Here is an 11,831-nt window from a genome sequence, read left to right on the forward strand (position 1 = left end):
TTCGTTAAATGATTTTCAATAGGTATAATTAAGAAACTGTTTTTTTAACCGAGAGAGGACAAAAAAATTATGAGTACAGTTGAAGAACGAGTGCGTAAAATTGTGGTTGAGCAATTGGGCGTTAAAGAAGAGGAATTAAAAAATGACGCCTCTTTTGTTGATGATTTGGGAGCTGACTCTCTGGATACTGTTGAATTAGTGATGGCACTTGAAGAAGAATTTGAAACAGAAATTCCGGATGAAAAAGCTGAAAAAATAACCACAATTCAAGAAGCAATCGATTATATTGAGGCTAATTTAAATAAAGAAGAAGCCTGATTTATTTAGGAGTTTTACATTGAATAAGCGGCGTGTAGTAATTACTGGCATGGGGATGGTTACCCCTGTTGGACTTAATGTTGAAGAAAGCTGGAAAAATATTTTGTCTGGTGTTAGTGGTGTTGGCAAAGTTGAGGACTTTGATGCCACTGATTATCCTACAAAGATATGGGCCAAAGTAAAAAATTTTGACATTGAAAAATATGTGCCGCTTAAAGATGCACGAAAAATGGATGTTTTTACTCAATATGGTATCGCTGCAGCTGATGAAGCCATTAATGATGCCAGGTTGAAAATTGACGATCATTTATCTTTACGTACTGGAGTTGCTGTAGGAGCTGGTATTGGCGGCATTCAGACTATTACCAATAATCAGGAACGATTGCTTGAAGGAGGTCCCAGAAAGGTATCACCATTTTTCATTCCTGCAGGTATTATCAATATGGTTGCCGGCCAGATTTCCATCCGTCATCGTTTAAAAGGACCTAATATTTCCGTCGTTACGGCCTGTACTACCGGCACACATAACATTGGCTTTGCTGGTCGTATGATCGCCCATGGCGATGCTGATGTAATGGTATGTGGCGGTGCTGAAATGACAACGACTCCCTTGTGCCTGGCAGGATTTTCTGCTGTTCGATCATTATCCAAACGAAATGATGAGCCTGAAAAAGCATCAAGACCATGGGATAAAGATCGCGATGGTTTTGTCATGGGTGAGGGGGCCGGTATTTTTGTTCTGGAAGAATATGAACACGCAAAAGCCAGGGGTGCAAAAATTTATGCTGAACTTTGTGGCTTTGGAATGTCTGCAGACGCTTACCACATTACCGCACCTGATGAGGATGCCGACGGGGCAGCACGGTCAATGGAAGCCGCTGTTCAAGATGCGAACATCTCTCCATCGGATATTAATTATATTAATGCTCATGGAACCTCTACTCATTTAAATGATCTAAATGAAACTATAGCTATCAAGCGTGTGTTTTCTGATACAGCTTATGATTTAGCGGTCAGTTCAACAAAATCCATGACAGGTCATCTTCTTGGAGCAGCTGGTGCTGTTGAAGCCATCTTCAGTGTATTGTCCATCCGGGATCAAGTCGCACCGCCAACCATTAATCTGGATAATCCTGATGAAGGATGTGATTTGAATTATGTACCGCATGTGCCACAATACAGAGAAATTAATTATGTGTTAAGTAATTCTCTCGGTTTTGGGGGTACGAACGGCAGCCTGATATTTAAACGGATATAAATGGAAAAAAATTGGCTTAAGAAATTAATTATTTATAGCTCTGTTTTCTTATTTTTTGCCGCTTCTGTTCTGTTATGGGATATGTATCGTTTAGTTAAAAAGCCCATGCTCTCAGTAAAACAAGAACCGCTTATCATTAATCTTGAAAATCAGACTTCTGCGAACCAGTTTGTCAAAAGACTTAAGAAAAAGCACCTCATTCGTTCTGGAAAACTTTTTCTTCTAATCATTAGAATGCAAGGTTTTTCCAAAGAGTTAAAAGCGGGAATCTATAAGGTGTATCCTGGTGAATCAGCGCAGCAATTTCTTTATCGAGTTGTCCGTGGTGATGTACTTACAGAGTCTTTTCAGATTATTGAAGGGAGTAATATAACTAAAATAAGTACGAAGCTTGAGAAGTCACCCTATTTGACTTACACCTCTGACGTATGGAAACGAATAGCGGGAAATCATCTTAATGCCGAAGGGCTGTTATTGGCAGATACTTATCAATATCAGGCAGGTAGTCATAGTTTTTCATTGCTACATCAGGCCAATCAAAAACTGAAGGATTATTTGGATTTTCGTTGGGCAAATCGTGATAAAAACCTGCCTTATCGATCTTCCTATCAATTGCTTATCGCCGCCTCAATTCTGGAAAAAGAAGCCTCTATTCCCAGGGAAAAGAAGATTATAGCAGGAATCATGGTGAATAGATTAAAAAAAAGTATGCCTTTACAAATGGATCCAACAGTGATTTACGCCTTAGGTTCTGAATTTAAAGGTAAATTAAGTCGCTCAGATTTACAGGTTGATTCACCTTATAATACGTATCGATATCCCGGACTACCCCCAACACCCATTGCAATGGTAGGTAAGGATGCAATTGATGCCGCTGCACACCCGGAATTTACTGAATATTTTTATTTTGTGGCAAAGGGCGATGGTTCGCACCATTTTTCTAAAACCTATGATCAGCATAGAAAGGCGGTGTTGCATTATCAAATCAAGGATTAATAATGTCATTTTCGGGAAAATTTATTGCTATTGAAGGGCTGGAAGGAGCAGGAAAATCTACCGCGGTAGAACTGCTGGTTAATCGTTTACAGCAAGCGAGTATTCAGGTATTGATTACACGTGAACCCGGAGGAACAGCAATTGGTGAAATTCTGCGCTCAATTTTAAAAGACCCGCGATATAAAGAAACACTAAATGCAAAAACCGAGTTATTACTATTGTATGCCGCAAGAATCCAATTGATTAATGAAGTGATTTTACCTGCACTGAAACAGGGCATTTGGGTCATTACCGATCGTTTTGAACTGTCTACATTTGCGTATCAAGGTGGCGGGCGTGGCTTAAATAAAGAATTTATTAAACAATTGTCTGCATATTGTCTGGAAGGATTTTCTCCTGATTTAACTTTATTTCTTGATATCTCTCCTGAAGAAGGAATGGCAAGAGCCAGACAGCGGGGGAAGGCTGACAGAATTGAGCAGGAGTCCATGGCGTTCTTTCATAAAATTTATGATGCTTATATGAAACTAATAACACTAACTCCTAATGTGAAAATCATCAATGCATCCGCTCCATTAAATGAAGTACAGAATGAAATCTCACAAATAATAGACAACTATCTCATTACTCATGCAAATCTTTGATGCAACTCCTTTACTGCCAGAACATCATAACCAATGGCAGCAAATACAACAGGCCATACTCAAAAAACGTCTGTCCCAGGCCTTACTGTTGATTGGCTCAACCGATTGTTCTTTACCACAATTCGTTAAAAAGCTGATTTCTTTAAGTTTTTGCGTGGCAAACACAAGTGAACCCTGTATGAAATGCCATCATTGCAGAATGATTCATAAAGCCGAACACCCCGATGTTCACTGGATTAAGCCTGACAAACCTGGCAATGGGTTAAAGATAGAACAGATACGCCAGTTACAAGGATTAGCTTATCAAACCCCGCAATGTGCTGCTTCACAATTTTTTGTTCTGGAAGCGGCAGAACGAATGAATCCGTCCGTAGCAAATGCGCTTTTGAAGATATTAGAGGAACCCTCAGAACACAGTTTTTTTGTTTTAGTAGCTGAACATTTAAGTTCTTTATTACCCACCGTTATTAGTCGCTGTCATATATTGCGCTTTCATAAAAATATAAAAAATAATGAGCTTTTACAACTCGCAAATCACCTTTTTGCTTTAAATTCAGAACCTGAGAGTTCGCTTATTGTTTCTGTTTTGGATGATCTAATTGAGCTATTAATAGGAAAAACCATACCAACTCTGATTGCTATTCGATGGAAAGATCATGAATTTAAAGATTTATTAGAGTTATTATCACTGGTTTTTTCTCAATTAATCTATTTACTTATTCAAAATCAAAAGGCAACAGGAACTTATGATAAATATTTGAATCAGCTTTTGCCCTTAGTCAATTTGCATAGAATGTTTTTACAGCTATCCAAAATTACTTCATTACTGCAAAAAATAAGCCATAATGTGAATATAAATCAAAGTTTGGCCATTGAGGATTTGTGCATTCATTTGATAGATATGAGAAGAAATAAGAAGGATGAGTCATGACGAGTGAGGTGAAGGAAATTCGTTGCACTTTTACAAGCGAGGCTTCTTTGTATCTTGCCTATATGCCATTTGTCAAAGGCGGGGGCATTTTTGTCCGCACAATACAGAATTACTCCTTAACTGAAAAGGTCAAACTTTGTATCAAGCTAATGGATGAAACGGAGCCTTATGTTATTGAAGGAAAAATCATCTGGATCACACCAAAAGGTGCTCAGGGTAACAAACCTGCCGGCATCGGCGTTCAGTTTTGCGGTGAGCAAAAACGCTATTTATGTAATAAAATTGAGACCTATTTAGCCGGTATGTTAAAATCCACACAAATCACCGATACAATTTAAGCGGAAAACCAAATCATGCTTGTTGATTCCCATTGTCATTTAAATTTTATTGATTTAACGCCTTTTGACAACAGCCTGCAAAATGTTCTTGATCAGGCAAGAAAAGAAAATGTAGAGCATATGCTTTCCGTCTGTGTAGAGCTCGATGATTATCCTCAATTACAAAAAATTGCCGAAGATCATTTAAATGTCAGTATCTCGGTAGGGGTGCATCCAAACTCGGAAATGACGGAAGAAGTGACTTCCGAGCAGTTAATTTCATTAGCGAATGCTCATCCTGCATGCATTGCTATTGGCGAAACTGGTCTTGATTACTATCGTACCAGCAGTGATGAAGCACGTGATATTCAACAGTCACGCTTCAGAGAGCATATCAGAGCAGCCATTCGGACCCAAAAGCCATTAATTATTCATACCAGGGATGCGGCCGAAGATACCTTAAGAATCATGGCAGAAGAAAATGCTCAGCATATTGGTGGAGTTATGCATTGTTTTGCAGAAAGCTTGGAGGTGGCAAAGCAAGCTATTGACTTAAATTTTTATATTTCATTCTCTGGAATCGTCACTTTTAAAAATGCCAAAAATTTACAAATTGTTGCCCGACAAATACCTTTAGAACGTATTTTAATTGAAACAGATTCTCCTTATCTTGCTCCGGTTCCATATCGAGGAAAACAAAATCATCCTGCTTTAGTTAAGCATACTGCTCTTTTTCTAGCCGAACTACTCCAAATTGAATATCGATGTATCGCTGAAACTACAACGCATAATTTTTACCGTTGTTTTAATGTATCCAGGAAAAGCTGAACATCAGGCAGAGAAAAGCAATAAGTATAATTGTAAGCGGTAAAAAACAAAGGTGATAACTGATAAGACTTCCTATAATGATTGAAAAAACCGCTGAAATACTCATTCTTGAAGTATTAATAATGGCCATGGCTGAAGCAGGATTTTTTTTAAAATCAGTGAGCATCAGAGATAGGGTCGGGGGATTTGTCAGAACTATTCCTAAGGTGATAATCACGGAAGGCAGCAATGCATAGATACTTAATCCTCTCCAAGCCATAAGACAAAGCATAGAAAGGCCGCCCAGCATATGGATGATAATACCAAGACGCATATTCCATTTTAATGGGTAAATTTCTCGAAGCTGAATTCCCAAATAATTTCCAACAATAATGATCAGTCCATTAGCAGCAAAAAGAAATGCAAATTGAGAAGGAGAGAAATGAAGTTCATCAATCACCAAATAGGCGACATTCAGCGTGAAAATCATAAAACTTGAATATGAACCGGTAATTATAACAATGCCTTTCCATAGTTGTGGATGTTTAATCACATTTCGGTAATAACTAAATAAGGTTCTTAGGGCGAAATCATTTTTTCTGGACTCCCAATAAGGAGACTCATGGAGAATATGTTGGCTTAAAATCAAAAACGTTAAAGCTATAAGGGCCATACTGATGAAATTGGATTGCCAGCCAAAATGAACAAATAAGATTGCCCCAATAAGTGGTGCAAAAATAGGTGAAATGGATATCGCCATGGAGATATGAGAAATAGCCCGCGCACGTATTGTACTGTCTTCATAATCTCTGGTAGATGAAAAGGCCACAATATTTGCGCAGCAAACCGATAGTCCCTGTATAATTCGTCCTGTGATCAACATTCCGATATTGATGGCAAAGATGCAAATTAAAGTACCTATCAGAAAAAGGGTAAGGCTGATAGGCAGGCATTTCTGTCGTCCGAAATGATCAACCAAGGGTCCCCAGAGTAATTGACTGAGGCCAAATATAAACAAGTAAAGACTTAAAGTAAGCTGGCCTATAGAGTGAGTAGTATGAAATAGGTGTGTAATATAAGGTAGTGCTGGTTGATATAAATCAAAGGTCAGCAAAGCAAATCCTGACAAGGATGCGATGAAAATAAACGGTGTTTTTCGATTCTGCATTTAGAATCACCAGTGGAAAATATATTTAATAAATGGAAATTCCCTCAAGATTATTCGGGAAAAAGCTATATATTTGATCCGGGTTTTTACTTCATCCTGGCAAGCTTGATTGTATAATATACCACAAATCTAGAAATGGAAGGTAATAATGAGCTTATATATTGGATTAATGTCAGGAACCAGCATGGATGGAATAGATGCTGCCTTGCTTGATGTAAAAACAAATCAGCTTGTTTGTGCATTAACAAATGCATACAGCGAAGAAGCGATAAGACGATTAGATTGTTTGCAAGAACAGAAGCTTCACTCTCTAAAATTCATTTGCGAATTAAATCGGTTAATTGGTTGCGAGTTCGCCTACTTAACCATGAGCCTGTTGTCGAAGGCAAGGATTCCCGCAAGCCAGATCGTTGCTATTGGCAGCCATGGTCAGACCGTTTGTCACGGAACTACAGCGGAGCTCAATTATACCATGCAGCTAGGATGTCCCCATACGATCGCCGAACATACGGGAATAACCGTTGTGGCAGATTTTAGAACCAGGGATATAGTAGCAGGTGGTCAAGGAGCCCCTTTCGCTCCTTTGTATCATAAAGCCATCCTTGCCTCCAGCACAGAAAATATAGCTGTGGTTAATCTGGGAGGCATTGCCAATATCAGTTTACTTACGAAAAATGGATGTGTACGGGGTTGGGATGTGGGACCAGGTAATTGTTTGATGGATAAATGGATATTCAAACATCTCAATCGCTCCTTCGATCATAATGGCAACTGGGCCGCGCAGGGGAAATTGATACCTTCTTTGCTGGATAATCTGCTTTCTGAGCCATTTTTTATCCAGTCTTCTCCTAAAAGTATCGGCAAAGAATATTTTTCATTAAGATGGCTTGAGCAATATCTATCGCCACAATATGCGCCCGTTGATGTCCAGGCTACTTTACTGGAATTAACTGCGAGAAATATAAGCGATGCCATCCTGCAGTCCAATATAAGGTTTTCTAAGCTTTATTTGTGCGGCGGCGGGGCGCATAATCAAGCATTGAAAATGAAAATCGCTTCTTTATTGCCTGATATTGCAGTAGAAAAGACATCCCAGGTTGGAATTTCCGAGGACTATCTGGAAGCAATGATGTTTGCCTGGATAGCTGATAAAACAATTCACCATAAGGCCATCGATTTATCAGATATTACTGGAAGTCAATACCCGCTGCTATTAGGAGCCATTTATCCAGCAAATCGTTTTAATAGATGAATTATTGGATTCATTGCACAACATTGCCAGATGAAAATTTTGTTGTTTATACTAAAAAATAATTGACATTAAAAATAGTACTGAGCTTTAATTGGAACTTATTAACAAAGTGAATCTAATTTGAGCATAACAAACATAAAAAAAACTAATCTTTTTAGTGCCTATATCATTTTTTTCCTCGCCGCTTCCTTTTATCTTTATGAATTCATATTGCAGGTGGCTCCTTCAGTTATGGCCAAACAAATGATGCAGGCTTTTAGAGTAAGTGCTGAAGGTTTTGGTGTTGTCTCGGCATTTTATTTTTACGCTTATGCACCCATGCAACTACCTGCAGGTTTACTTTTTGATCGCTATGGCCCAAGAAAATTAATGACTTTTGCTATACTTCTTTGCGCAGCAGGTACGATTTTTTTTGCATCAACCAACAGTGTTCTAACGGCTTCTCTTGGACGCTTTCTTATTGGTATGGGATCAGCCTTTTCATTTATCGGAGTATTGGTTTTAATATCACGCTGGTTTCCGCCGCAATATTTTGCTCTTATGGCAGGAGTTGCTCAATTAATGAGCTCTATAGGGGCAATATTTGGCGAGGTTCCTCTAGCTGCCTTGGTCAATCTGGCCGGATGGCGTATAGCCAATTTTATATTGGCTGCTCTGGGTTGCATCCTTGCAGCATTAATCTGGCTCATCATCAGAGATTTTCCTGATCAAAATATCCAGCCGAAGCCTGTACACGGTTTTAAAGAGGAATGGAAGCGCTTAATCACAGTATGCCGTCATTCTTATACTTGGATAACAGGAGCCTATGCTTTTACCATCTGGACACCCATTGCGGTATTTGCCGCTCTTTGGGGAGTGCCTTATCTTCAGGTTAAGTATCAAACCAGTGTGCTTGTCGCTTCTGGCTTAACCAGTATGATTTGGATAGGTATTGGCATTGGAAGTCCTTTATTAGGTTGGTTAAGTGATCGGGTAGGAAGTCGAAAACTATCTTTGGGAATCAGCGGCTTTTTTGGCCTTATAGCAACTTTGATGCTCCTGTATGTTCCAAATATACCTTTATCATTAATGTATCTAATTCTTTTTGTTCTGGGGCTTGGATCAGGAGGTCAGACTGTAAGTTTCGCCGTGGTTAAAGATAATAATTCAAGCAAATACGTTGGAACAGCTTCTGGGTTTAATAATCTTTCTGTATTGTTAGGAGGAGCAATATTTCAACCTGTTGTAGGTTTTATATTACATAATAGTCATTCCTGGAAAATTGTAAATGGTGTGCATGTATATGCCATTGAAAGTTATCAAAAAGCTTTGTTGGTTATGCCCTTATGTTATGCAGCAAGTTTGATTATTGTTGTATTCTTCCTTAAAGAAACTCATCCTTTAAGACAGAAACAATAAGCAGTCGATCTTGCCGGAAAAAAACAGAATGTAATTATGTGGGCTTGTCAAAGAGGATAACTTAAGCCAATATCTTGTCAGGAGGGGAAAATTATTGTGTTTTGACGAAATGTAGCCGGGAGGTTATATTTTTATTATAGAAAATGAATGGAGGCGCTGAAATGGAAAAAAAATTTAGAGACGCTGAAACGGGAAAATATGTCTCAAAAGAGTATGCTGAAAAACACCCTAAAACAACAGTTAGCGAAACCGCTCGAAAGCCAAATAAGCCGAAGAAGAAAAAGTAATTTTAAGATTCCCAGCGTCCAAAAACCACTTTTTTGTTCATTATCCAAATGAAGTGGTAATCGGCGAACTCCAATATAGATTACGTTCTTCCTCCATAAGCAAAATCAATATATGCTGAGGCGATTTCTAGATGCATAGGTATATTATAAGCAACAAATTGCTCAGGAGAGTTAAATTTTGTTTTGCTCACCACCGTCGTCCATATTTAATTCTATGTCGTTGAAAGTATCCAAATACATTTGGTCGTCAAATTTATTTATTAGTGATGTTTTAACAGAGTTTTTTAAAGTTCTGCACATATCCACAAGGGATTTGCTATTATTAGGCTTATCTTCAACATATTTAAATGCCAGACAGAAACTTTTATAATAATTTGATAGTGTCTTAAAGCTTATATTGTTATTATTTATACTTTGGTATAGAACAATGGCTCCAATTAAGAAGTTTTTTGTTCTATTAGTATAGATATCCAAATATTTCGGGTAATTTGAGGTGTGCTCACAAAAGAAATAACTTCTATTCTTCTTTATACTGGGTGTTTGCGATTTTAAATGGTTTTTGGCCAATTGTTTTGCTTCGCTTAAATCGCCTTGTTTAAATGCATCAAAAAATTTCTTGGCATCCCTATCCACGCTTAATTCACTATACTTTCCATCAACCCATCTTTCTCGTTCATTGACAATCCATGAATAAACGGCTGCGCCAGGGAACTCCGGAAAATAATTTTTGATTGCTTCATGGATGGGTGATTTAAAATATAATTCTAACAATGTTAGATAAGCCGCATAAATATCATTTTTTACTGAACATTCATTTCCCAAAAAGTAGGCGTCAGTGTATTGTAATGGTTTCCCATTCAACAGAACACCATTGGCATCAAAATAAGAGCATCCATCCAGATCTGCCAAAGCAATTTGTATATCTTCATTTTTCATAAGATATAATATGTTATATAACTTAATATCTTGATGGGCAATATTATGGGAATGCAAAAACTCAATAGCCGTACATAACTGATAAGCAATTGAGTAAAAAATCCTTTTGTAATCCCGCGTAGAATCGAGTTTATCCGATTTAACAAAATCGGATAAATCACCACTGAACTGCTTTTGTATGGCCGCCTGATTCTTTAGATAATAATAATCGGCAAGAATATTATTTTTTCTAGCCAAATCCGAGTTTTCATAAAGCCATTGAACAGCTTGAGTTCGTTCTCTATCCTCAATAGAAGATCGTATTACCCTTATCTTTTCTGGGGTTCTATAAAGGCGTATCAAATTAAGCCCACCCCGTGATAAATATTTTTTTGGCCACTTCGTACTAGGAGAAAATTTTCTTAATTGATCCTTGAAATTCAGTAACGCATCTTTATTTTTTTTTGGCATATTGTACTCACCTATATTTGTTATAATTCTTTGTCTTGTGAACAGCCAAACTGAGTTAAGAATAGATTTCTAAAGAGTTTCTCTTGATCTAAATACATCATTGTAATCATAATTGGGATTCGGGGTTTTAAGTATTTTTAAGCGGTTTTATTAACTCATGACTTTTTTCGAATGTTGGCAGCAGCATAAGCGCTTTTCCTTCGTCCATACTCAATTTTTAAGTTTGCTAAAAAGGACGGTAATTTACATGAACCCTATAAATTTTCAAGGAACATTTGGGTTAAATTACAGAAACGGGACAAATGCGAACTGTAATGCTATATTTGCGCAAAATATTGTAACTGGAGTAACGAAGTGAAAAGATATAAATTTAATGCCGAAGGCTATAGATATTATATAGATAGTGAGATAGAGCTCTCCGAACAAGAGCTATGTAAGATACAAAAAATAATATCCAGCTTTCCGCATGCTTCAAAATCAAGGGAGTCAATTAAACAGTTTTTAGAATTTTCTCCTGATGAAACCCCTAAGTATATTCTTGCTATTACTGCAAATGCTTTTGATTGCTGTGGTAATACAATGTTGGGAGTAGCATGTGAGTATGGCTACTCTGTTAATGCAGTACAAAAATTAATTAACATGGGTGCAAATGTAGATATGCCCGATCACAATATGAATAAGCTAGCACTTCACTGGGCAATAAATAATAAAAAATCATTTAGAGACAAGGGTTCTGTTGAGGCGGTAGAAGTCGTTCGCTGTTTACTTAAAAATGGAGCAAAAACTGATATTAGATGCTATCAAAATGAGACCCTTCTTGAATATGCTAAAAGTCGGGGATTTACAGCAGCAGCCAATTTAATCGAGAGTCACTCCAATAAGCAACCTGAAAATAAATCGAAAATAGGATGTTCTGATCTTGCTTTTTTTTTCACCAATACTACAAAAGAAAAAGAAACTTATTGTGGATTTAAACCTGGATTTCTCTTAAACGATAATTTTTAAATCTATACGTATAATAATCCTTATGCGATGAAAATTCCATCAACTCATCGCATAATTTACTTTT

13 protein-coding genes are annotated in these 11,831 nt (G+C 37.5%); 11 read left to right on the forward strand and 2 right to left on the reverse strand.

The window, feature by feature from the left end; genetic code table 11:
* Positions 1–69 precede the first annotated feature (69 nt).
* The 7 genes from acpP to E4T55_RS00270 are packed head-to-tail and all read left to right on the forward strand — an operon-like array spanning position 70 to position 5,292.
* A complete protein-coding gene (gene acpP, locus E4T55_RS00240) occupies positions 70–318 on the forward strand; it encodes an acyl carrier protein (RefSeq protein WP_058502356.1) in 249 nt (82 codons plus the stop codon).
* 19 nt (positions 319–337) lie between these two features.
* Positions 338–1,576 (forward strand): beta-ketoacyl-ACP synthase II, encoded by a 1,239-nt coding sequence (fabF, locus tag E4T55_RS00245; protein WP_058502357.1) that lies wholly within the window; start codon positions 338–340, stop codon positions 1,574–1,576.
* Positions 1,577–2,572, forward strand: a complete 996-nt coding sequence (gene mltG, locus E4T55_RS00250; protein ID WP_058502358.1) for an endolytic transglycosylase MltG — start codon at positions 1,577–1,579, stop codon at positions 2,570–2,572.
* On the forward strand, positions 2,572–3,216 hold the full coding sequence (gene tmk / locus E4T55_RS00255; protein ID WP_058502359.1) for a dTMP kinase: 645 nt from the start codon (positions 2,572–2,574) through the stop codon (positions 3,214–3,216). The genes mltG and tmk overlap by 1 nt, the downstream gene beginning before the upstream one ends.
* The gene (locus E4T55_RS00260) at positions 3,203–4,147 is read left to right on the forward strand and encodes a hypothetical protein (protein ID WP_058502360.1); all 945 of its coding nucleotides are present in this window, start codon (positions 3,203–3,205) and stop codon (positions 4,145–4,147) included. Before tmk ends, E4T55_RS00260 begins: the two co-directional genes overlap by 14 nt.
* Complete coding sequence (locus E4T55_RS00265) at positions 4,144–4,485, forward strand: PilZ domain-containing protein (protein ID WP_058502361.1); 342 nt, start codon at positions 4,144–4,146, stop codon at positions 4,483–4,485. The genes E4T55_RS00260 and E4T55_RS00265 overlap by 4 nt, the downstream gene beginning before the upstream one ends.
* 15 nt (positions 4,486–4,500) lie before the next feature.
* Positions 4,501–5,292: a TatD family hydrolase gene (locus E4T55_RS00270; protein ID WP_058502362.1), complete on the forward strand. Its 792-nt coding sequence runs from the start codon at positions 4,501–4,503 to the stop codon at positions 5,290–5,292.
* On the opposite strand, the gene E4T55_RS00275 is transcribed toward E4T55_RS00270, so the two are convergent.
* The gene (locus E4T55_RS00275) at positions 5,270–6,439 is read right to left on the reverse strand and encodes an MFS transporter (RefSeq protein ID WP_065236005.1); all 1,170 of its coding nucleotides are present in this window, start codon (positions 6,437–6,439) and stop codon (positions 5,270–5,272) included. The two genes, E4T55_RS00270 and E4T55_RS00275, sit on opposite strands and share 23 nt — an antisense overlap.
* Before the next feature lie 148 nt (positions 6,440–6,587).
* Here E4T55_RS00275 and E4T55_RS00280 point away from each other — a divergent pair, with 148 nt between their 5' ends.
* The 3 genes from E4T55_RS00280 to E4T55_RS00290 all read left to right on the forward strand — a co-directional run bounded on the left by E4T55_RS00280 (position 6,588) and on the right by E4T55_RS00290 (position 9,376).
* Positions 6,588–7,691 carry an anhydro-N-acetylmuramic acid kinase gene (locus tag E4T55_RS00280; RefSeq protein ID WP_058502363.1) on the forward strand — a complete coding sequence of 368 codons (1,104 nt, stop codon included), beginning with the start codon at positions 6,588–6,590 and terminating at the stop codon, positions 7,689–7,691.
* 120 nt (positions 7,692–7,811) lie between these two features.
* Positions 7,812–9,089 carry an MFS transporter gene (locus E4T55_RS00285; RefSeq protein ID WP_058502364.1) on the forward strand — a complete coding sequence of 426 codons (1,278 nt, stop codon included), beginning with the start codon at positions 7,812–7,814 and terminating at the stop codon, positions 9,087–9,089.
* A gap of 161 nt (positions 9,090–9,250) precedes the next feature.
* Positions 9,251–9,376, forward strand: coding sequence for a multidrug transporter (locus E4T55_RS00290; protein ID WP_065236006.1), 126 nt, complete (start codon positions 9,251–9,253; stop codon positions 9,374–9,376).
* 171 nt (positions 9,377–9,547) lie between these two features.
* On the opposite strand, the gene E4T55_RS00295 is transcribed toward E4T55_RS00290, so the two are convergent.
* Positions 9,548–10,762: a protein kinase domain-containing protein gene (locus tag E4T55_RS00295; RefSeq protein ID WP_058502365.1), complete on the reverse strand. Its 1,215-nt coding sequence runs from the start codon at positions 10,760–10,762 to the stop codon at positions 9,548–9,550.
* Positions 10,763–11,116: 354 nt separating this feature from the next.
* Between E4T55_RS00295 and E4T55_RS00300 the strand changes: the two genes are divergently transcribed.
* The gene (locus tag E4T55_RS00300) at positions 11,117–11,767 is read left to right on the forward strand and encodes an ankyrin repeat domain-containing protein (RefSeq protein WP_058502382.1); all 651 of its coding nucleotides are present in this window, start codon (positions 11,117–11,119) and stop codon (positions 11,765–11,767) included.
* The last annotated feature ends 64 nt before the right edge of the window (positions 11,768–11,831 follow it).

Origin of the sequence: Legionella israelensis (assembly GCF_004571175.1) — a bacterium.
GTDB lineage: Bacteria > Pseudomonadota > Gammaproteobacteria > Legionellales > Legionellaceae > Legionella_D > Legionella_D israelensis.

Bases quoted from the DNA above. Each gene is read 5' to 3' on its own strand.
- E4T55_RS00260 (WP_058502360.1), top strand. From the start codon at position 3,203: ATGCAAATCTTTGATGCAACTCCTTTACTGCCAGAACATCATAACCAA.
- E4T55_RS00290 (WP_065236006.1), top strand. From the start codon at position 9,251: ATGGAAAAAAAATTTAGAGACGCTGAAACGGGAAAATATGTCTCAAAA.
- E4T55_RS00275 (WP_065236005.1), bottom strand. From the start codon at position 6,439: ATGCAGAATCGAAAAACACCGTTTATTTTCATCGCATCCTTGTCAGGA.
- E4T55_RS00295 (WP_058502365.1), bottom strand. From the start codon at position 10,762: ATGCCAAAAAAAAATAAAGATGCGTTACTGAATTTCAAGGATCAATTA.
- E4T55_RS00270 (WP_058502362.1), top strand. From the start codon at position 4,501: ATGCTTGTTGATTCCCATTGTCATTTAAATTTTATTGATTTAACGCCT.
- mltG (WP_058502358.1), top strand. From the start codon at position 1,577: ATGGAAAAAAATTGGCTTAAGAAATTAATTATTTATAGCTCTGTTTTC.
- E4T55_RS00280 (WP_058502363.1), top strand. From the start codon at position 6,588: ATGAGCTTATATATTGGATTAATGTCAGGAACCAGCATGGATGGAATA.
- acpP (WP_058502356.1), top strand. From the start codon at position 70: ATGAGTACAGTTGAAGAACGAGTGCGTAAAATTGTGGTTGAGCAATTG.
- E4T55_RS00265 (WP_058502361.1), top strand. From the start codon at position 4,144: ATGACGAGTGAGGTGAAGGAAATTCGTTGCACTTTTACAAGCGAGGCT.